Here is a 21,233-nt window from a genome sequence, read left to right as displayed (position 1 = left end):
ATCGGAGGGAATGTGTGCTGACATTTGATGCGATAGGGGAAACGGTATTCTGTGGGACATCTGGAGACGGAAAAGCATTTCATATGAATCGTCTGATGAATTTTTATCCACAGGGCGGGATGAAGGGCGTACTGTCGTTACAGATTGAAAATCAGCAGATACAGCCCCTCCTCGAAACAATAAATTCCACCGATGAAATTTATCTGGTGGATCAAAAAGGATATATTCTGGCTGCTTCCGAACCGGAAATGGCAGGCCTTCCGATCCGGACCAGAATGCCGGAAGAGGATCTGGAGCAGAAAGCGCAGATTGAGTTTGAGCGTGACGGCATTTCAAAAATCGGAAATATCCAGAGCGGAGTTTTCGGAACAAAAATTCTTGTGATTTCGGATAAGGAGACGGTTTTAAAAGACGCAAAAGCTGTTTCAAGAAGGATGCTGTTCCTGATCCTCTGCAGCGCGGCTATGGTATTTCTCTGCATTATCTGTTACACAAGATGGATTTCCATGCGGGTGCAGAAAGTGGTGTATGCAGCAAAACGGATGGGACAGGGAGAATTTGATTACCGTCTGGAAAATATGGGAGAAGATGAGATCGGACAGATCGGGCTGGCGTTTAATCAGCTCAGTGATCAGATTCAGGAGCTAATTCGGGAAAATTACGAAAAGAAAATCCGGATTCAGACGAGCGAACTGAATCTGCTGCAGGAACAGATCAATCCGCACTTTCTTTACAATGCACTTGCGGTTATTTCAGCACTGGCGATGCGGGAAGGTGGAAAACAGACGATGCAGGCGGTCAAAAATTTGTCCAGCTTCTACCGGATTTCCCTGAATAAGGGAAAACAGGTGCTTTCCATCCAGGAAGAAGTGGAACTGCTGCAGAGCTATCTGAAAATCCAGCAGATGCGTTTTCGGGACAGCGTACAGGTGGAGTATGAGATTGCAAGAGAAGTACTGACATATCGAACCATTAAACTTCTTCTGCAGCCGCTGGTTGAAAATGCCATTCACCATGCGAGAAAAGAGGAAGAAGTTCTCCACATTGCGGTCAGAATTCAAAAAGAAGAAAGGGATGTGGTATTCCAGGTGACAGATGATGGATGTGGAATCGAGGCGGAAAAACTGATTAAACTGCGAAGTTCTCTGCGGCGCTTAGAGGAAGGATATGGACTGAGAAATGTTGCAAACAGGGTTCGTCTGGCTTATGGAGAGGATTATGGTGTCCGAATAGAAAGCCAGGAAGGATATGGAACGACAGTTTCTGTCAGAATTCCAGTAAACGAATAAAAAATCAAACAAAGCAGAAATAACTTCGTATTGTTTGCATAGAAGAGGAAACAGAAACCGGCTGATAAAGGTGATTTTGCCCGTCAGCCGGTTTCTGTTTCGTTAGATATTGACAGAAATCGTAAGAAAACAACAGAATAAAAAAGAGAATTATAAAACTCCGTTAAATCGAGATAGAAATCATAAAAAAGTGAGATTGTTGCAGGACAGACTATCCATTAGAATGGAAACATAGACAGCAAGAGTGTACAAGATGAACAAAAAGAAGAAAGAAGGAGAAGGCATGAAAAAAGAAAACGTGCATGCAAAGCACAAAAAAAGCCTCGCGGAACGGTTCTGGAAACAGAAATATCTGTTTTTACTGCTGCTTCCATCGTTGGTATGGGTCATTCTGATCTGCTATGCACCAATGACAGGACTGTATATGTCCTTCATCAACTACACGCCGCAGGGTAGCGGCTATTTTGCGGATATGGTGAATTCGCAGTTTGTCGGTCTTGACTGGTTCAAGTATTTCTTTTCCACAGATTTCACAAAAATCATGAGAAACACACTGGCAACCAGCTTACTGACACTGTTATTCTCATTCCCGCTGCCAATCATTCTGGCGCTTTGCCTGAATGAAGTTCGAAACCAGAAGGCAAAGAAATTTGTACAGACCGCATCTTATATTCCCTATTTTATTTCCTGGGTTATTGCGGCAAACATTTTCCTTACATTCCTTTCTTCAGACGGCGTCATCAACAATCTGTTAAAATTCCTCGGATTAACCGATGAGTCGATTCTGTTTTTCCAGAAAGGACCATATTTCTGGTGGATCATCGCGATCGCAAATGCGTGGAAGGTACTTGGATACAATGCGATTATCTATATGGCGGCAATCTCCGGCATCAGCCAGGATATGTATGAAGCAGCGGATGTGGATGGTGCGACGAGAATGCAGAAGATTCTGCATATCACACTTCCGGCATTAAAGCCGACCATTATGATTCTTCTGATTCTGGCAATCGGAGGTGTTCTGAATACAGGATATGAGCAGCAGCTGTTGATGTCTAATGATGCTATTTTAAATTATTCTGATGTACTTGATACGTATGCATACCGCTATGGTCTGAAAAACGGAATGTATTCTTACGGTACTGCAGTAGGATTCTTTAAATCCGCAGTCTCCTTCATTCTGGTCATCAGTGCAAATGCACTTTCGAAGAAATTCAGTGATGATAATACGGCACTGTTTTAGGAGGAAGGAAAATGAGAGAAAAAGCAATTAAAATCAAAAGAAAACGTTGTGCCAGTGACTGGTTTCTTGATATTTTCAAAGTGGTTTTTCTGGTGTTAGTTACTGTGATCTGTGTGTATCCGTTCTGGAACATTTTTGTGGTATCCATTAACGATGCAACCGATGCACTGCGCGGCGGGCTCTACTTTCTGCCGAGAAAACTGAGTCTGGCAAGTTATAAAGATATTCTGGGACGTGCCACATTTTTGCATGGCATTCTGATCACTGTACTTCGTACTGCAATTGGTACACCGCTGGCGGTCCTTGTCACGACAGCACTTGCCTATGTGCTTTCCAGAAAAGAGCTGCTGTTCCGGAAACAGCTGAACCTGTTCTTTATCTTCACCATGTATTTTGGCGGCGGAATGGTTCCGTATTATATGGTATTAAAGAGCCTTGGAATGCTGAATAATTTCATTGTATTTATTTTCCCGAACCTGGTAAGTGTTTATAATATGATTCTGGTAAAGAATTATATAGAGGGAATGCCGGCAGAGATTTTTGAATCGGCGAAAATTGACGGAGCAAACGATCTGACAGTTTTCTTTAAAATGGTAATTCCATTGTCCAAGCCGATTATTATGACCATTGCACTGTTTGTTGCAATTACCCATTGGAATTCTTGGTTCGATGCATATTTGTTTACGAATGCACAGTCTTTAAAAACAATGCAGTCCATTTTGGTTGAAATTCTGAATCAGTATCAGACTTCATCAGCGAACCAGGCGGCAAATCAGGCGTCACAGACCATTACGCCGGACAGCATTCGAATGGCTGCTACGATGATTGCGACCATTCCGATTATCATGGTTTATCCGTTTATTCAGAAATATTTTGTTAAAGGAATCATGCTCGGATCTGTAAAGAGCTGATGATAGAAGGAGGAAAAGAAAATGAAGTTCAAAAAAAGTATCGCAATGGCGATGAGTGTCCTGATGGCAGCGGGAATGCTTGCAGGATGCGGATCAAATGGCAGTACATCATCAAGTACTGCATCCGGCAGTGCATCATCTGCATCGGGCGAGGTATCAACAGACGGAGTTACGATTTCTATCTTTGACAAAAACTCCGGAAGCAATACCTTTGATGATCCAGTTGCAAAAGCAATTGAGGAAAAAACAGGTGTCAAAATTCAGGTAGAAAATCCAACCGGAGATCCGCTGGAAAAATTGAACCTGATGCTGACCGGTCAGAATTACCCGGATATCGTCCTGATGGATCGTGGAAATGATATTGTAAACCGTTACATTGAGGCAGGCGCACTGCTTCCGTTGAATGATCTGATCGATGAGTACGGTCCGGATGTAAAAGAGATGTACGGGGAAACCTTAAACAAGAGTCGTTATACCGATGGAAAGAATTACTATCTGAATAACTGGTACGGAGAAGATCCGGATCCGGTAGCCGGTGTTCTGATGCGCTATGATTATCTGTGCGAAATCGTTGGAAAAGACCGCGCAGACAGCGATGAGCCATTTACACAGGAAGAGTATATTGACATTTGCAAGAAATTCAAAGAACTTCATCCGACCATTGACGGAAAAGAGAGTATTGCCATTACCTTTGATGCAGAATCCAAAAACTACGATGGAACATTAAAAGGAATGTATGGTCTGAAAACATATTATCAGGATGGGGACAATCTGGAACATGTTGCCAAAGCACCAAACTTCAAAGAGATGATGTCCTTTGCCAATGAACTGTATACCGAAGGCCTTCTGGACAAAGAGTGGGTTGTCAACAAGAAAAATCAGTGGACGCAGAAACTGTCTGCAGGTAACGTATTCAGTACCTTTGCTTCCTACTGGGATACCGATGCAGCAAATACAGCACTTGCTTCTTCTGTAGGAGAAGATGCAAAATTCTATTCCTATAAAATCCTTGGAAACGGAATCAGTGCAGATGAAACTACTTACTGCGGAAGAAGTACACTTGGCTGGGATGCAATCGCGATCACCAAGAATTGTAAAAATCCGGAAGCAGCCATGAAGATGATCAACTACCTTGCAAGCGAAGAAGGACAGTATCTTCTGATGTGGGGTATTGAGGGAACCAACTGGAATATGGAAGATGGAAAACACGTTCCGAACGATGATCTGATTGAAGGATTCCAGACGGATTTTGACAAAACAAAACTGGATACCGGCGTCCGCAAATGGACTTGGTTTGTAAAGAACGGAAATGGTACAGACGGAACTCCATACGATGTATCACAGTATAAAGTAAAAGAGACCCGGCAGGTGGCTATGAATCACTTTGGTGAGAACGACAGATGGGATACCGCAGAGTTTACAGGCCTTGCCCCGGCAGGAAGCACTCCGGATGGCTTGAAATGGCAGAAAATCCAGGATATCTACGATCAGGAATATCCGAAGATTGTGAATGCAGACAGCCACGATGCGGCAATGGAAGAGTACGACAAGATGATTTCCGAAATGAATGACGCAGGACTGGAAGATGTAGAAAAAGTTATCACACAGAATTATCAGGAGCGTATGAAACTCTGGAATGAGTAAGCTAAAGTAAAATAAAAAAATCACACACGGAAAAGAACCGGCAGAAATCGAAATACAGATTTCTATGTCGGTTCTTTTTTATCAGAAGAAGCATTGCGATTTTCAAGGAATCTGGATATAATGAGGAAAACTGGAAAAACAGGGAAATCCAACCGCATGAGACAGGAGGCATCGTACATGGCAGCGAAAGAACAGTTAACCGCAATGGAAATGATCTGGGGATTTATGAGTGGGACGACAGGACATATGGGAAAGACGGACTTTGCGCCGCAGAAGGAAGCGTTCGGGGATTTTGCATCTCCGGAAACGTATTTTCCGCGCGTGGTGCCGGAGAGCGAAGGCATCTCATCGGAAAAGCTGACGCAGATGCTTCGTGAGCTCGCCGCTGCGCGCCATACGGACATGCATCATCTGCTGGTCCTGCGGAATGGACATGTCATCTGCGAATGCAATTTCGCCCCATACCGCAGCGGCATCTGGCATGCGACGTATTCTATGTGTAAGAGCATCACTGGCATGGCGGCTGGTTTTCTGATCAGTGAAGGAAAACTTTCCCTGGACGAGAACGTCTATGATATTTTTGAAAAACGAAACGGTCTGCTGCAGAAGATCCTGCGCCCGAATCTGACCGTGAAGCATCTTCTGACGATGAAGAGCGGCGTACAGTTCAACGAGATGGGCGTTGTTTCCGGCAACGACTGGGTGGACAGCTTCTTAAATGCGCCGGTCAAGGGAACGCCGGGCGAAGCGTTTGAGTACAACAGTATGAACACGTATCTGCTGTCTGCAATCATACAGGAGCGCACCGGCATGAAGATGGTGGATTACCTGCGGCCGCGCCTGTTCGAGCCGCTCGGTATCAAAAAAATCTTCTGGGAGAGCTGCCCGGCAGGGATTACGAAAGGCGGCTGGGGCCTCTTCCTGTGCCCGGAGGACGCGGCCAAGCTCGGGGTGATGTACGTGAACGGCGGAAAATTCGAAGGAAAACAGATCGTCCCGGCGGAATGGGTCGCAGCGTCCACCTCCGTTCATGCGACACCGCCGGAAAAGATGGGAAAATATGGCTATGGTTACCAGGTCTGGATGGAGGAGCGGCCGGGCAGCTTTGCGTTCAATGGCATGCTGGGGCAGAACGTGCTCGGTTATCCGGATACCGGCGTGGTGATTGTGACGAATGCTGGCAGCAATGAGCTGTTCCAGACGTGTGAGATGCTTGACATTGTGCGGAAGTATTTCGGTGCGGAATTTGGTGCAGAGCTGAAATCCGGCGAGGCGGAAAGCCCGATGGCATATCAGAAGCTGGTGCAGACCTGCCGTGATCTGGAGGGCGCGAAAGAGACACCGGGAAGAATCCTGCGCGGCGGCTGGAAGCGGAGAACACCGGGGCCGCGGAACAGCGGAACACCGCGTCAGATCGATATGGCGCAGCTTCTGCACGGAAAAGAATATAAAATGGAGGACACGCATGTCGGCATGTTTCCGCTGACGCTGCAGGTCTTCCACAACAACTTTTCCGACGGCATCCGCCGCATCGGTTTCTTCTATGAAAAAGGCCGTTTCTTTGTCGAGCTGACCGAGGGAGAAAAAACACAGCGCATTGAGATCGGTCTTACGGGGTCCAAAGTTGTAGAATGGGTGGAAAACGAGGAATCGTATCTGCTCGGAACGACGGGACAGTTTGCGGAGAATGAAGACGGCGAACTGGTGCTGAAGCTTGAGTTTGCATTTCTGGAAGAGGCCGCAAGACGGAGGGTCAAAATCATTTTCCAGCGTGATTTCGAGCGGATCAGACTGGAGTGGAATGAGACGCCGGGCAAGGATCTGATTATCGAGGGCCTTGAATCCCTCGTGACGGATGTGGCGATCGCACCGCTTCTGCCGTCGCGGTTCCGCGAGCGGAGCCTTGACATGATCCATCTGCTGATGGCACAGACCATTGAGCCAATGGTAGAGGCACACCGTGTGCGGCCGGGGGAAGAAACGGGGACAGAAGAAGCGGCAGCGGAAGCTGAATCGGCCGCGGCAGTGGAAAATGCGGAAAACGCAGAAGAAACGGTGTAAAAACAGAAAAAATCAGAAGAGAAATGTGGATAAAAAAGGGAATGGAGCTGCCGGATGCGCAGTTCCATTCCCTTTTAAAAATACAGATTACAGATTCAAAGCCATATCGCCGGATTTGATCAGGTTTGCCTTGCGGAATACCTCTGAGAAGAACAAGGTGATCACAGCCGGAAGCACGAAGTGGAGCAGAATGATTTTGATGATGACGAGCTTCGGATCATCGTAAGTGATCATCGTCTGATACGTTGTGATCTGTCCGACAAGACCTGCGGAACCCATGCCGCTTCCCGTTGCATTATTCTGCATATTGGCGAGGATTGTGGAGACGGGTCCTAAAATCGCACTCGAGAAGATGACGGGCAGCCAGATCAGTGGATGACGCATGATGTTCGGCACCTGAAGCATCGAGGTTCCAAGACCCTGTGCGACAAGGCCGCCGAATTTGTTTTCCCGATAACTTGCAACCGCGAATCCGACCATGTTGCAGCAGCAGCCGATCGTTGCGGCACCGGCGGCAAGACCGGAAAGATTCAGAATGATGCCGAGTGCAGCGGAGCTGATCGGCAGTGTCAGAACCATACCCATGACGACCGAAACAACGATGCCCATGATGAACGGCCGCTGTTCCGTTGCCCAGTTGATGATGCTTCCAAGGCCTGTCATCATCTGGGAGATCGGCGGTCCGACGAGCAGTCCGACAACGGAACCGGCTCCGATGGTGATGACCGGTGTCACGATGATATCAACCTTGGTCTTGCCGGAAACCAGATGGCCGCAGGTGATGCCTGCGAAAGCTGCGATGAAAGCGCCGAGCGGTTCGCCAGGTCCTGCCAGAACGGCATTTCCGTCCACAAAGAATGTGCCGCCGGTGATCTTGCCGGCATAACCGCCGACCATGGCGGCGACGGCTGCAGAAACCGTGACAAGCGGGCTTTCCCCATATTTCACTGCCACGCCGACACCGATACCGGCACTTGTCAGGGCTGCGGCAGCTTTTCCAAGCAGATAGATCACATTTCCAGTCGAACCGCCGATCAGAAGACCGATCTGCTGAATCATTGTACCGATAATCAGGGTTGCAAAAAGACCCTGCGTCATGCCGCCGAAGCCATCAATGAAGATGTGCGAGGCGACTTTTTTGATTGTTCGCATATGGAATTCCTCCTCATGTATGTGGTGTGTTACTGTATTCACAAGTGACTTGTCAGTCGACTTTTAGTCTATCATAAGATGGGGGCGGGTGCAATCCTTTTCCGGGGGCATAAGTTGACAAAAGAAAGGGGCACGCTTATAATTGAGACAAATTCAGAGCGCTTCCAGAAAACAGCGCAGACAGTAAAAAAGTGATAAAGGAGACGCATGGGAAAACAGAAAAAGAAACAGAAAAAACGCGGCAATCCGCTTTGGACTCTGGTATTTTTAGCGGCACTTGCTGTTTTCTGCTTTTCCGGGTATAAGCTGATCGGCATTTACCTGGATTACAAGACCGGTACGGATGAATACCGGGATCTGCAGCAGTATACGACGGAAATTACAAAAACACCGGAGACACCGGCACCAAAGAAAACAGAGGAGCCGCAGGCGGAATCCAAACCGGCGGAGCCTTCCGAACCGGAGCCGGAACCACTGTCGTATCCGACAGAACCGCCGCTTGCCGTCGATTTTGAATCCCTAAAAGCGATTAACCCGGATGTGAAGGGATGGCTTTATATCGAAGCTCTTGACATCAGTTACCCGGTCGTACAGGGGCCGGACAACGATGCGTATCTTCATACGACGTATGAGGGAACGAGCAACTTTGCGGGTTCCATTTTCCTCGATTACCAGAATCAGGGTGATTTCAGTGATGGAAACACAATCGTTTACGGTCATAATATGAAGAATCTCTCCATGTTCGGAAAATTGAAACAGATGAAGGAGCAGGAAAAATATAGGGACAGCGTCTATTTCTGGATGCTGACGTCGGAATCAAACGATGTGTACCAGATTTTTTCTGCCTTTTATACGGAGGCAGACAGTGATGTCTACACGCTGTATTCCGGCGGGGGTGAAGCGTTTGTACAGTATCTGAATACCATGGCGGCGCGGTCAGAGATTCCGGTGGAGCAGCCGGAGATGGATGAACACAGCCATATTATTGTGCTGTCCACCTGTGCGGCGAGCGATACGACTGGACGGTTCGTCGTTCTGGGCGTGCGGCGGAACCGGTAATGATTGGTCAGGAGGAGGAATGACAGATGGAAGAGGAAAGAAAAATCGAAGAACTGCAGAGATTGATTGATACGCATGAAAATATCGTATTCTTCGGCGGCGCGGGCGTGTCCACGGAGAGCGGGATTCCGGATTTCCGGAGCGTGGATGGCCTTTATCATCAGAAGTATGACGTTCCGCCGGAGACAATTTTAAGCCACAGCTATTTCCTGCGGTACCCGGAAAAGTTTTATGCTTTTTACCGCGACAAAATGCTTCCGGTCGGCGCAGAACCGAACGCGGCGCATAAGAAACTTGCAGAGCTCGAAGCGGCGGGAAAATTAAAAGCGATTGTGACGCAGAACATTGACGGACTGCATCAGGCGGCGGGAAGTAAAGTAGTGTATGAACTGCATGGAAGCACACACCGCAATTACTGTATGAAATGCGGGGCATTCTGCGATACAGAGCTGGTGAGAAGGAGCAGCGGCGTTCCAAGATGTGAAAAATGCGGAGGCATGATCAAACCGGATGTCGTACTCTACGAGGAGAGTCTGAATGAGAAAGTGCTCGACGGTGCGATCCGCTCGATTGCGGCGGCAGATCTTCTGATTGTCGGCGGAACGTCACTTGCGGTTTATCCGGCGGCAGGCCTTCTCCAGTATTTTGAGGGCGATGCGCTGGTTCTCATCAACAAGGGCGCAACGCCGATGGATAAAAACGCGGATCTTCTGATCCAGCAGCCGATCGGGCAGGTGCTCGGCAGCATCAAAGTAAGATAGATTTTAATTAGAAAATATAAGGCGGAAGAAACATGGCAGAACATTACGAAGTAGGCGATATTGTAAAACTGAAAAAGCCGCATCCGTGCGGCAGCAGCGAGTGGGAAATCCTGCGTGTCGGCGCAGATTTCCGTCTCAAATGCACCGGCTGCGGCCACCAGATCATGGTAGCACGCAAGCTGGTCGAGAAAAACACCCGCGGATTACGAAAAAAAGATGCGTAATATCGTGAAAAAAACAAGAAAACACGCGAAAAAGGGCTTGCTATAAGCCCTTTTTTATGTTAAAATAACAAATTGTGACGTATAAAAATAATTCCTTGCTCCCCATAATGAAAATGGGGTGCCAAAAAGTCCAAAAGGAGGTAAAGCATGAACAAGTACGAATTAGCACTGGTTGTGAATGCAAAACTTGAAGAAGAGGAACGCGCAGCTGTAGTTGAGAAAGCCAAAGGTTATGTAACCCGTTACGGCGGAACAGTTGGCGAAGTAGAAGAGTGGGGCAAAAAACGCCTTGCATACGAAATTCAGCATATGCGTGAAGCATATTACTACTTTATTCAGTTTGAAGCAGACGCAACAGCTCCGGCAGAGATCGAGAGCCATATGCGTATTATGGATAACGTACTGAGATACTTAGTCGTTAAAAAGGAAGCTTAAGAGGTAAGCGAATGAATAAAGTTATATTGATGGGAAGATTGACCAGAGATCCCGATGTCAGATACTCTGCTGGAGAGAACTCCACAGCGGTAGCCCGTTATACACTGGCTGTTGACCGCAGATTCCGCAGAGACGGCGATTCCGCAACCGCAGACTTTATCGGATGCGTTGCTTTCGGCCGCCAGGCAGAATTTGCAGAGAAATACCTGCGTCAGGGAACGAAGATCGCCATCACCGGCCGCATTCAGACCGGAAGCTACACCAACCGTGAAGGCCAGAAGGTCTACACGACAGACGTAGTTGTAGAAGAGCAGGAGTTTGCAGAGAGCAAAAATGCAGGCGGAAACAACGGAGGATACTCCGCACCGCAGCATAACAATCCGGCTCCGTCCGCGAATACATCTGACCTGGGCAGCGCCGATGGTTTTATGAATATTCCCGATGGCATTGACGAAGAATTGCCATTTAATTGATAGAAAAGGAGAGATTGATCATGGCTTATAATAATAGTGAAAGACCAGCTTCCAGAAGACCGGCCCGCAGAAGAAGAAAAGTTTGTGTTTTCTGTGGTGGAGAAGAGATCAGCTACAAGGATGCAGCTAAACTGAAAAAATATGTATCCGAGCGTGGTAAAATCCTGCCGAGACGTGTAACTGGAACCTGCGCAAAACATCAGAGAGCAGTAACAGTAGCCGTTAAGAGAGCAAGACATATGGCTATTATGCCGTACGTAGATGATTGATTCTGACTTGCGCTAAGCACTGTCCGAACGTTCATTTTGAATCGGTAAATAAATGGAGGTATCTGCCGAAAAGGGCGGGTACCTTTTTTGTATCCAGAAGTATCTTGTTGCCAAAGTACAGGTCAAAGTGGTATAATCGGAAGGACAGGAGTGAAATACAACACGCAACGTTGGAAAGGTGTTAGGAAATGAAAAGCAAAATGAAGTTGAGCGGCCAATTGCGGAGCTATCTTCGATGGCCGCTGATTTTGTCCATCCTGATGCTTGTGATGAATATCGGCATGTATTTTGTGGATGTGATGGCAGGAATGTGGTTCACGCTGTTTTTTGCAGTCTATGTGATCGCAGCCGCAGTTCTCTATTACAGACAGCGTCCGCAGGTGATCAACGAGCTGATTACCTTTGCGACCGAATACGGCCAGGTTCAGAAGCATCTGATCCAGGAACTGGCGCTGCCCTATGCCGTTATGGATTCGCAGGGAAAACTTCTCTGGGTCAACAAAGAGTTTACAAAAATCACAGGGAAGGATACACAGTATCATAAATGTATCGCCACCATTTTTCCGGAGCTGACGGTCGAGCGGCTGCCGAAAAATGAGGAGGAGACCGACATCAACGTGGCTTACGGCGAAAAGAATTTCCGTGCCCATGTAAAAAGCGTCTGCATCGACGAGCTGATCCAGAATTCGGAGATGATCAACACAGATATCAAAGGCTATTTTATTCAGGCACTGTATCTGTTCGATGAGACGGAGCTCCGCGAGTATATGCGGAAATTCGAGGACGAAACGATGGTCACCGGTCTTCTGTATCTGGACAACTACGACGAGGCGCTGGAGAGCGTCGAGGAGGTCCGCCGTTCCCTTCTGACCGCACTGGTCGAGCGAAAGATCAACAAATATTTCAACGATCTCGACGGACTGGTGAAGCGGTATGAGAACGACAAATACATCGTGGTCATGCGCCGGAGTTCGTTAAATGAACTGAAAGAGAAAAAGTTCGATATCCTCGAGGACGTCAAGACCATCAACATCGGAAACGAGATGGCGGTCACAATCAGTATGGGTATCGGAGCAGATGCTGGATCGTTTGCGAAAAACTCCGAGTATGCGAAAATCGCGATCGACCTGGCTCTTGGCCGGGGCGGCGATCAGGTCGTTTTAAAGGACGGTTCGAAGATTCAGTATTTCGGCGGAAAAACGCAGGCTGTGGAAAAGAATACGAGAGTCAAAGCCCGCGTCAAGGCGCACGCGCTGAAAGAGTTTATGAACACGAAAGAGAAGGTCGTTGTCATGGGACACCGCCTGCCGGATGCCGATTCGTTCGGTGCGGCCATCGGTATCTACCGTGCGGCGAAAACGCTGAATAAAAAAGCGTACATCGTCATCGACAACCCGACCAGCTCGATCATTCCGCTGATGAATACGTTCAGCGACAACCAGGATTATGAGGCGGACATGTTTGTCAACAACCATGAGGCGAAAGAGATCATGGACGACAACACGCTGCTCGTTGTGGTCGATACGAACAAGCCGAGCATCACACAGTGTGAGGATCTGCTGTACATGGCGAAAATGATCGTCGTGCTGGATCATCACCGGCAGGGAAGCGATACGATCCGCAACTCGGTGCTTTCCTATATTGAGCCGTATGCATCATCCGCGAGCGAGATGGTTGCCGAGATTCTCCAGTATTTTACCGAGGGAATCCGCATCCGGAACGTGGAGGCGGACAGCATCTATGCCGGCATCATGATCGATACCGACAACTTTATGCAGAAAACAGGTGTCCGCACGTTCGAGGCGGCAGCGTTCCTGCGCCGCTGCGGTGCGGATGTGACGCGTGTGCGCAAGCTGTTCCGTGAGGATATGAACGATTACAAGGCAAGAGGAGAGACGATCCGCAATGCGGAGCTGTTCCGCGGCCAGTTCGCGATTTCCGAATGCCCGAGCGACTATGTGGACAGCCCGACGGTGGTCGGAGCACAAGCGGCGAACGAGCTGCTGAACATTGTCGGTGTCAAGGCGTCCTTTGTACTGACCGAGTATAAAGGCGTGATCTATATCAGCGCCCGCGCGATTGATGAGGTCAATGTACAGATCATCATGGAGCGGATGGGCGGCGGCGGTCATCTGAATATGGCAGGATGCCAGCTTGAGACCGTCGATCTGGAGGGGGCGCGCAGCCTCCTAAAATCAACCTTAACAGAAATGCAGGATGGAGGAGAAATCTGATATGAAAGTTATCTTACTGGAAGACGTAAAAGCACTTGGTAAAAAAGGACAGACTGTAAACGTAAGTGACGGATATGCAAGAAACATGCTTCTGCCGAAAAAACTCGGCATCGAGGCAACCGCAAAAAACCTGAATGAGCTGAAACTCCAGAAAGCACACGAGGACAAAGTGGCAGCAGAGCAGCTCGCTGAGGCACAGGCTTCGCGAAAGAGATTGAGGACAAACAGGTTACCGTAGCAATCAAAGTCGGCGAGGGCGGAAAAGTATTCGGAAGCGTATCGGCAAAAGAGATCGCTGAGGCAGCAAAAGAGCAGCTCGGATACGACATCGACAAAAAGAAAATGCAGCTTCCGAACCCGATCAAGGTTCTTGGAACGACAGAAGTGCCGATCCGCCTGCATACCAAAGTAACTGCAAAGCTGAAAGTTATCGTAAAAGAAGCATAATTCTATGGAAGAAGCACTGATTAAACGAATCCTTCCGCACAGCATCGAGGCGGAGCAGTCGGTCATCGGTTCCATGCTGATGGGGCGCGAAGCCATCATGGCGGCATCGGAAATCCTGACGAGCGACGATTTTTACCAGCACCAGTACGGCGTCATTTTTGATGCCATGGTGGAGCTGTTCAATGAGGGAAAACCGGTCGATCTGGTCACCCTGCAGAACCGCCTGCGTGAAAAGGATGTTCCGCCGGAGATCAGTTCGATGGAGTTTGTCCGCGATCTTTTAAATGCGGTGCCGACTTCGGCGAATGTGCGCCATTATGCGAACATCGTCAGCGAGAAAGCGGTGCTGCGCCGTCTCATTAAGCTGACAGAAGAGATTGAGAATGACTGCTATCTGAACAAAGAGCCGGTGGAAGTCATCATGGAGGAGACGGAAAAGAAGATGTTCCAGTTATTGGGCCAGCGGAATTCCGGAGACTTCATGCCGATCCGCCAGGTTGTCATCAATACGCTGGAGAACATCGAGCGTGCATCGAAGACGAAGGGAAATGTCACGGGTATTCCGACCGGATTCACGGATCTGGACTACAAGACATCGGGTCTGCAGAACTCTGACTTTATCCTGATTGCGGCACGTCCGTCTATGGGTAAAACGGCGTTTGTCCTCAATATTGCGCAGTATATGGCGTTTAAGAAAGACAAAGCCGTTGCGATTTTCAGTCTCGAGATGTCGCGGGAGCAGCTGATGAACCGTCTGCTCTCGATGGAGTCGAAAGTAGATTCCCAGCATCTGAGAACCGGAAACCTGAAAGACGACGAATGGAGCAAGCTGATCGAGAGCGCCGGCATGATCGGTGAATCCCGACTGATGATCGACGATACACCTGGTATCTCGATCGGAGAGATGCGGTCGAAATGCCGCAAATACAAGCTGGAGCACGGTCTTGATATCATCATCATTGACTACCTGCAGCTGATGTCGGGAAGCGGAAAGAGCTCCTCGGAATCGCGTCAGCAGGAGATTTCGGATATCAGCCGTTCCTTAAAAGCACTCGCGAGAGAGCTGAATGTGCCGGTTGTTGCACTGTCCCAGCTTTCCCGGGCTGTTGAGCAGCGTACCGACCACCGTCCGATGCTTTCCGACCTGCGTGAGTCGGGAGCGATCGAGCAGGATGCCGACGTTGTTATGTTTATCTATCGAGATGATTACTATAATAAGGATTCCGAGAATAAGGGAATCGCGGAAATCATCATCGCCAAACAGCGAAACGGCCCGATCGGAACCGTCAATCTGGTCTGGCTGCCGGATTATACGAAATTTGCGAATGCAGAGAGATAAAAGAAAATATTTTATGTGTCAGAACGTGTCGTGGGATAGTCCTGCGGCACGTTTTTTGTGTATAATTGTATGAATTTGTCGGAATATTACGATGAGATTTTCTTGCGGCAGGGGATAACAGATCCTATAATAAAGGGAAGAAGGGAGTGGCTGCCGTATGGAAAATAGAACGTATCTGGTCACGGAGGCGGAGAAGCTGACCGGGGAGAAAGCGCATGTGCTCCGGTACTGGGAGGACGAGCTCGGCATGGAAATCCACCGCAATTCGCTGGGACACCGCTGCTATACTGCGCAGGACATTCAGATTTTTCTGGGAATCCGGGAACTGAAGAAAAAGGGGCTTCACCTGAAAGCGATCCGCGAGCTGATGCCGAAGCTGGTGCAGGCAACGGCGGAGATCAAAGCGTTTCCGGCGGAAGCGGCAGAGACGGCAAAGGAGAAGCCGGATCCGGCAATACCGGGAAAAGCGGACGAAGTGCCGGAGGTGGTTGTCGATCTTCTGCCCGAGCGGGAAGCAGAACAGCTGGCGGACACTGTGATGCGGCAGGAAGAGGAGGAGCGTCAGACGGAGTTTTACCGCGTGCTCGGCCGTCTGCTCGATCAGATGATACAGAAGCGGCGCCAGGAAGAGCGGAGCCGCCGTGTGGATGAGGCGATCCGCCGCCACCAGCAGAGCCGGAGAGAAGCAGCGGCGACGCTGGAGCAGAAAGGAAAACGGACGAAAGCAAAACGGGGCCATCGGAACAATGGGTAAATCGGACAGAAAAAAAAGAACGCCTGCGAGAGGCGTTCTTTTTGGATCCACGCGGAAATCCGACTTATTTTGCAGCCAGATAATCGTTGATCTGGTCTTCCAGAACCTGAGCGTCCAGGCCGTGAACCATAGCTGCTTCTTCCAGGGACTCACCCTGTGCAGAAGGGCAGCCGATGCAGTGCATACCGGCTCCCATCAGGATTCCGATGATATTTGTATCCATTGCGATTAACTCGCCGATTGTCATGTCTTTCGAGATCTTTGCCATCTTAAAGTTCCTCCTTTAAATGTGTATATACCCGTCGTTCCGATTTTGACGGCTATTTTGATTATAGCGTACCCCCGGGGGGAATGCAAGAACAAATTCATAAGATTATAGAATGTTTATAATTTTGTACTTGTATTTCAGGGGGCAATCGTTTACAATGTGGATAGTACCGAAAGGGCCAAAAAATCTATAAGGAGGATAAGATCATGGCATATGTAATCACAGACGAATGTGTAAGCTGCGGAACCTGCGCTGGAGAATGTCCAGTAGAGGCTATCGCTGAGGGAGATTCCCATTACGAAATCAACCCGGATGTATGCGTTGAGTGCGGAACATGCGCAAGCGTATGTCCAACCGAGGCTATCACAGAAGAGTAATTTGTACGGAACGTACAAAAAAGGAAGTCCTTCGCGGACTTCCTTTTTTTATACATACGTTTCAAAACTTACAGAGAAGCCAGCTCCTGCAGAGCATTCTCTTTTACCATTGCATTTCCATGTTCCAGCAGAAATGCTTCAGCGGCCAGGGAGAAGGATTCCTGTCTGCCGTACTCAGAAAGAATGTTGCAGACCTTGTTGAATTCCTCCGGTTTGCAGCCGGACTGGTGCAGAACGAGCTGATAGTTGGCATCTGCCCTGTTCTTATAGAGGGAATTGCTGCCGGTAAAATACTGGTTCAGCGCTTTTGCGGAGCTGATGACATCGTCGAGGGTTGAGAAGTGGAAGGTGCGTACCAGATCCACATTCTTTTCCTCGGATGCTGCAGGCTCTTTTTCGTTTTCCTTCTGTGCCGCTTTCTTTGCGATTTCCTGTGCCTTGTTCTTCACATCGCAGAGCTTGTGGAACAGGTCGATGATGTCGTCCGCGCCGGAATACTGTACCGGTTCCGGTCCGTCCGTATCGTCGCCGGATGGAGCAAATTTGGCGAAGCGGGTGTCGAGCTCCTGTGGATCCTCGACTCTGGTGATAATGAGGACAATGCTGTCCGGAGCCACCGGAACGGCCTCGACCATGAGCGGGGCATTATCCACATTGAAGCCGAACTGCTGGTTGGCTTCAAGCATCATATCCTGAAACAGGCTGCGGGCCTTTTCCGTGCCGTAAGCCAGTTCGCTGAGCTTTAAATTTCTTTCGGCAAGATCGGCGCTGGTCAGTGTGCAGCGGATCTTGTTATCATTGATTTTTTCTATTTTCATAACTCTCACGTCCTTAATTACTCTTTACTTATATAAATAGGGCTGCTTACAATATAGTATAACACATCACGGAAAGAAGTAAAGAACTTAAGATTTTTTTTACATTTCGCATAATTTTTTCAGAAATGAAGGGACAAACTTTATTTGTAATTCCCCCGGCTTGAAGTATAATAGGAGTTGGGGAAACCTTTGCTTCTGCCCGGAGGGTGCATACTCCGGCCAGAAGCAGGCACAGAAAAAACGGATCGGATAAGAAGGCGTCCCCGTGAAACATGATCATTGAAACTAAAAACAAAAGTATTTCATACGGATCGATGGGGCTTTCTTTTTTGTACGTCACAACTGCAAATAAGCCATGAAACAAACAATCGACAAAACTTTTTAAACAGATTTTCTGAAAAATACCCAATAGCAAAAAGCAACGATACTTTCGTTACTGTTCAATCAGCAGTGAAACACCTGCTGTTTCGCTGCGTAAGAACATGATTCAGGTGTGAGCAGCCCTCCTTTTGCAAAGCAAAACTTTAAATGAGGGCTGCGAATGTTACAGTTCGCTGGGAACCAGTGAACTGTAACGATACTTTCTGACTCGCATGCGGTTCCCTTGCGCATAACGGTTGCTATTGGGTATTTTTTTTGTTATAATGGGCGCAAGTGGGGAGATCTTCAGAGAGAAGAAAAGGGGAAAAGAACACATGAAGGAGCAACAGAAGAAAAAAGCAGCGCCGGTACTGGTCGTACTGATTTTGATCGTGCTAGTCGGTGCAGCAGGCGTTGTTTCATTTTTGATAAACCGATATAAACCCGGAACCGAATACATGGCCGGGAACGAATATTTTAACCTGACAGACGAAAACAGCGTTGCGCTGATCCAGAACGGAGAACTTCTGGAAGAGCAGGCCGTCCTTATCGGAGGAGAGCCGTATGCGGCGTACACATATGTAGAATCCCAGCTGAACAGCTGCTTCTACTGGGATGAAGAAACAAAAGGAATCCTGCTTACAACGAGCGGCGGCGTGCAGACACTGCTTCCGGGCGATGCGGCCATTGCCAAAACACCGGGCGGACAGCCTGCCGTACAGCAGGAGAGCGACGGAACGGTTTACATTTCGCTGGATGTCGTAAAAGAATACACAGATCTCGACTATGCATATTACAGCGATCCCAATCGTGTTGTAATCCGGAATGAATGGGACGGCGTGGAGCAGGCGACGGTACAGTCAGACACCGCGCAGGTGCGCCAGAAAGGCGGCATCAAGAGTCTGATTCTTGCGGATGTACAGAAGGGTGACACCCTGCTGTATCTGGAAAATCTGGACAACTGGTGCAAAGTCATGACGGCGGACGGCTATACCGGATACATCCAGACAGAGGATATCTCCGAGCCGGAGGCCATCGAAGCGCGGACGGCAAAGAAAGATTCCTATGAAAGAATTACACGGGATCACAAAATCAATCTGGTCTGGCATCAGAGCACATCGACCGAGTCGAACGACGCGATGGCAGAGATGACAGCAGAAATGACCGGCGTGAACGTGATTTCACCGACCTGGTTTTCCGTGACAGACGAAACCGGTACGATTTCCAGCCTTGCGAGCGCCGATTACGTGAAACTGGCGCATGAAGCGGGACGGGAAGTCTGGGGATTGATTGATAACTTTAATGAAGCATTTGACGAAACAACCGATCTTGCCTACGCATCCGTGCGCAGCAGAATCATTGAGCAGCTGCTCGCCGAGGCAGCATCGTGCGGCATGGACGGCATCAACGTGGATTTCGAGAATCTGAAAGAGGCCGGAATCCCGCATTACCTGCAGTTTCTGCGGGAACTGACGAGCGCGGCGCATGCACAGAATCTTGTGGTGTCGGTCGATACGCCGGTACCGCAGGCTTACACGATGTATTATCAGCGCGGCGAGCAGGCAAGATTTGTGGACTATATGATTGTCATGGCCTATGACGAGCATTTCGCGGGAAGCGAGGAGGCAGGCTCTGTTTCATCCCTCCCGTTCGTACAGCAGGCCGTGGAGGAGATGACGCGGGTGATGCCTGCCGATCAGGTGATCTGCGGAATCCCGTTTTATACCCGTGTCTGGACGGAAAAGTTCGGACAGAGCGCCATTACCAGCGAGGTGCTGGGCATGGATGGCGCCAAAACTATGCAAAAGAGAATCAGATGACAGAAACCTGGGATGCATCCCTTGGCCAGAATGTGGCAACGGTAGAAACTTCCGATGCCAGATACACGATCTGGATGGAGGATGAGCAGTCCATGGAGGAAAAACTGAAAGTGATCCAAAGCGCCGATCTCGCCGGAGTGGCAGAGTGGAAGCTCGGATTCGAGCGCGCAGACATCTGGAGTCTGATTTCAGAATATATTGAAACAAACAGTTGACGAGGAGTCCGGGAAGGATAAGGGGAATGATAAAAGCCCGGGCACGAAGGAGGAGTATACATGTCAGAAAACAATCACGAAGAATTATTTAAAACAACGCTGATGGGCGGTTCGATAAGGACGATGTCATGACGAAAGTGCAGAACCTGAAAGATCAGGCGTATGCCGCTCAGAAGAAACTGGAAGCGAAGATCGAGGAAAACGAGCAGGAAATCGAGAAGCTGAACCGCAAGATCCGCGAGCGTGAGGATAAAATCGAGGAGCTCGAAAAAAACATTCATGAGAAATACCAGAGCTATATCGACAATTATGACAGCATCAGCGGCCTTGTGTTTGAGGCACAGGTGAAAGCGAAAAAACTGACACAGGAAACAGAGGAGAGCTGCAGAAAGCTAAAAGAAGAGACCGAGGAAGCCTGCCGCCGGAAAACCGAAGAAACGGACGAGTCCTGCCGCGAGAAAACGGAGGAAACGGATGAGGCGTGCTGCAAAAAGAGAGAGGAGACAAACGAGTCCTGCCGGAAACAGCAGGAAGAGACAAAGGAATCCTGTGCAAAGCAGCGCCGCGAGACGAAGGAACAGTGCGAATACATGGTAGAGAGCGCACGTCAGAAGGGCGAGGAACTGGCTGCTGTTTATGAAGAAAAACTGCAGGCCGAAGCAGAAGAAATCCAGAGCCATATGGACGCGGAACTGCAGAAAGCCAACACCAGATACCAGAAGATTTACGCCGAGATGGAAACCATGACAAGTGTACTCGAGAAGAACCGCAGAATTTTTGAGGAGGCTTTTGCCGGCATCGAAAAAATGCGTGAGGAGATGAAACGTTCTGCGTCGGAAGTGGAAACCTTCATGAAAGATCCGGTAAAAAGTATCTTTCCCGGAGAGGCAAAAGAAACAGCCGCAGAGCCAGGCAGTGAAGATACCGCAGAAGAAGCAGAGGAAGAAGACGAAATCGTCGAAAATTCCGCAGTCATCGATTTCGAAAATGAGCCGGATTATCTCGATGATGACAACGACGAAGAAGAGGATGAAATCCCGAATCGCGCGCATGATGAAGAAGATGAGGAAGAGTAACCGGAAG

21 protein-coding genes and 1 pseudogene are annotated in these 21,233 nt (G+C 48.8%); 19 read left to right on the top strand and 3 right to left on the bottom strand.

Going from position 1 to position 21,233, the window contains the following annotated elements; all coding sequences use genetic code 11:
- Positions 1 to 14 precede the first annotated feature (14 nt).
- From DW965_RS12915 to DW965_RS12895, 5 genes are all read left to right on the top strand, one after another.
- On the top strand, positions 15 to 1,289 hold the full coding sequence (locus DW965_RS12915) for a sensor histidine kinase (protein ID WP_158582855.1): 1,275 nt from the start codon (positions 15 to 17) through the stop codon (positions 1,287 to 1,289).
- A gap of 283 nt (positions 1,290 to 1,572) precedes the next feature.
- The gene (locus DW965_RS12910) at positions 1,573 to 2,529 is read left to right on the top strand and encodes an ABC transporter permease (RefSeq protein WP_117761974.1); all 957 of its coding nucleotides are present in this window, start codon (positions 1,573 to 1,575) and stop codon (positions 2,527 to 2,529) included.
- Positions 2,530 to 2,540: 11 nt separating this feature from the next.
- Positions 2,541 to 3,440 (top strand): carbohydrate ABC transporter permease, encoded by a 900-nt coding sequence (locus DW965_RS12905; protein ID WP_022461726.1) that lies wholly within the window; start codon positions 2,541 to 2,543, stop codon positions 3,438 to 3,440.
- A 21-nt stretch (positions 3,441 to 3,461) separates the two neighbouring features.
- On the top strand, positions 3,462 to 5,084 hold the full coding sequence (locus DW965_RS12900) for an extracellular solute-binding protein (protein WP_117761935.1): 1,623 nt from the start codon (positions 3,462 to 3,464) through the stop codon (positions 5,082 to 5,084).
- A 177-nt stretch (positions 5,085 to 5,261) separates the two neighbouring features.
- Positions 5,262 to 7,145, top strand: a complete 1,884-nt coding sequence (locus DW965_RS12895; RefSeq protein WP_158579774.1) for a serine hydrolase domain-containing protein — start codon at positions 5,262 to 5,264, stop codon at positions 7,143 to 7,145.
- Positions 7,146 to 7,232: 87 nt separating this feature from the next.
- Here DW965_RS12895 and DW965_RS12890 read toward each other — a convergent pair whose 3' ends face one another.
- Complete coding sequence (locus DW965_RS12890) at positions 7,233 to 8,297, bottom strand: PTS transporter subunit IIC (protein WP_117804871.1); 1,065 nt, start codon at positions 8,295 to 8,297, stop codon at positions 7,233 to 7,235.
- Between the two features lie 207 nt (positions 8,298 to 8,504).
- Here DW965_RS12890 and srtB point away from each other — a divergent pair, with 207 nt between their 5' ends.
- From srtB to DW965_RS12840, 10 genes and pseudogenes are all read left to right on the top strand, one after another.
- Positions 8,505 to 9,356 (top strand): class B sortase, encoded by an 852-nt coding sequence (gene srtB, locus DW965_RS12885; protein ID WP_117761938.1) that lies wholly within the window; start codon positions 8,505 to 8,507, stop codon positions 9,354 to 9,356.
- A 26-nt stretch (positions 9,357 to 9,382) separates the two neighbouring features.
- A complete protein-coding gene (locus DW965_RS12880; protein ID WP_117761939.1) occupies positions 9,383 to 10,117 on the top strand; it encodes an NAD-dependent protein deacylase in 735 nt (244 codons plus the stop codon).
- A gap of 32 nt (positions 10,118 to 10,149) precedes the next feature.
- A complete protein-coding gene (locus tag DW965_RS12875; RefSeq protein ID WP_022461609.1) occupies positions 10,150 to 10,341 on the top strand; it encodes a DUF951 domain-containing protein in 192 nt (63 codons plus the stop codon).
- Between the two features lie 147 nt (positions 10,342 to 10,488).
- Positions 10,489 to 10,776, top strand: coding sequence for a 30S ribosomal protein S6 (gene rpsF / locus DW965_RS12870; protein ID WP_022461610.1), 288 nt, complete (start codon positions 10,489 to 10,491; stop codon positions 10,774 to 10,776).
- Positions 10,777 to 10,787: 11 nt separating this feature from the next.
- Positions 10,788 to 11,249, top strand: coding sequence for a single-stranded DNA-binding protein (locus DW965_RS12865; protein WP_055220137.1), 462 nt, complete (start codon positions 10,788 to 10,790; stop codon positions 11,247 to 11,249).
- Positions 11,250 to 11,269: 20 nt separating this feature from the next.
- Positions 11,270 to 11,518 carry a 30S ribosomal protein S18 gene (gene rpsR, locus DW965_RS12860; RefSeq protein ID WP_022461611.1) on the top strand — a complete coding sequence of 83 codons (249 nt, stop codon included), beginning with the start codon at positions 11,270 to 11,272 and terminating at the stop codon, positions 11,516 to 11,518.
- Between the two features lie 188 nt (positions 11,519 to 11,706).
- On the top strand, positions 11,707 to 13,752 hold the full coding sequence (locus tag DW965_RS12855; RefSeq protein WP_055228105.1) for a DHH family phosphoesterase: 2,046 nt from the start codon (positions 11,707 to 11,709) through the stop codon (positions 13,750 to 13,752).
- A 1-nt stretch (position 13,753) separates the two neighbouring features.
- A pseudogene (gene rplI / locus DW965_RS12850) lies at positions 13,754 to 14,199 on the top strand (50S ribosomal protein L9).
- 4 nt (positions 14,200 to 14,203) lie between these two features.
- Positions 14,204 to 15,538, top strand: a complete 1,335-nt coding sequence (gene dnaB, locus DW965_RS12845; protein ID WP_022461614.1) for a replicative DNA helicase — start codon at positions 14,204 to 14,206, stop codon at positions 15,536 to 15,538.
- A gap of 157 nt (positions 15,539 to 15,695) precedes the next feature.
- On the top strand, positions 15,696 to 16,292 hold the full coding sequence (locus DW965_RS12840) for a MerR family transcriptional regulator (RefSeq protein ID WP_055220134.1): 597 nt from the start codon (positions 15,696 to 15,698) through the stop codon (positions 16,290 to 16,292).
- Between the two features lie 64 nt (positions 16,293 to 16,356).
- Here the strand turns inward: DW965_RS12840 and DW965_RS12835 are convergent, their stop codons facing one another.
- A complete protein-coding gene (locus tag DW965_RS12835; protein WP_022461615.1) occupies positions 16,357 to 16,560 on the bottom strand; it encodes a DUF1858 domain-containing protein in 204 nt (67 codons plus the stop codon).
- 206 nt (positions 16,561 to 16,766) lie between these two features.
- Here DW965_RS12835 and DW965_RS12830 point away from each other — a divergent pair, with 206 nt between their 5' ends.
- Positions 16,767 to 16,937: a DUF362 domain-containing protein gene (locus DW965_RS12830; protein ID WP_022461616.1), complete on the top strand. Its 171-nt coding sequence runs from the start codon at positions 16,767 to 16,769 to the stop codon at positions 16,935 to 16,937.
- 68 nt (positions 16,938 to 17,005) lie between these two features.
- Here DW965_RS12830 and DW965_RS12825 read toward each other — a convergent pair whose 3' ends face one another.
- The gene (locus DW965_RS12825) at positions 17,006 to 17,755 is read right to left on the bottom strand and encodes an adaptor protein MecA (protein ID WP_055220132.1); all 750 of its coding nucleotides are present in this window, start codon (positions 17,753 to 17,755) and stop codon (positions 17,006 to 17,008) included.
- A 695-nt stretch (positions 17,756 to 18,450) separates the two neighbouring features.
- Between DW965_RS12825 and DW965_RS12820 the strand changes: the two genes are divergently transcribed.
- The 3 genes from DW965_RS12820 to DW965_RS12810 all read left to right on the top strand — a co-directional run bounded on the left by DW965_RS12820 (position 18,451) and on the right by DW965_RS12810 (position 21,226).
- Complete coding sequence (locus DW965_RS12820) at positions 18,451 to 19,935, top strand: glycosyl hydrolase family 18 protein (RefSeq protein WP_158582853.1); 1,485 nt, start codon at positions 18,451 to 18,453, stop codon at positions 19,933 to 19,935.
- Positions 19,932 to 20,150, top strand: a complete 219-nt coding sequence (locus DW965_RS12815) for a hypothetical protein (RefSeq protein WP_119198456.1) — start codon at positions 19,932 to 19,934, stop codon at positions 20,148 to 20,150. The genes DW965_RS12820 and DW965_RS12815 overlap by 4 nt, the downstream gene beginning before the upstream one ends.
- A gap of 128 nt (positions 20,151 to 20,278) precedes the next feature.
- The gene (locus DW965_RS12810; RefSeq protein ID WP_119198455.1) at positions 20,279 to 21,226 is read left to right on the top strand and encodes a hypothetical protein; all 948 of its coding nucleotides are present in this window, start codon (positions 20,279 to 20,281) and stop codon (positions 21,224 to 21,226) included.
- Positions 21,227 to 21,233 lie beyond the last annotated feature (7 nt).

Source organism: Blautia sp. AM47-4 (assembly GCF_003479865.1).
Lineage (GTDB): Bacteria > Bacillota > Clostridia > Lachnospirales > Lachnospiraceae > Fusicatenibacter > Fusicatenibacter saccharivorans.
Note: the sequence above shows the minus strand (reverse complement) of the source record. Positions and strands in the feature narration are given on the sequence as shown.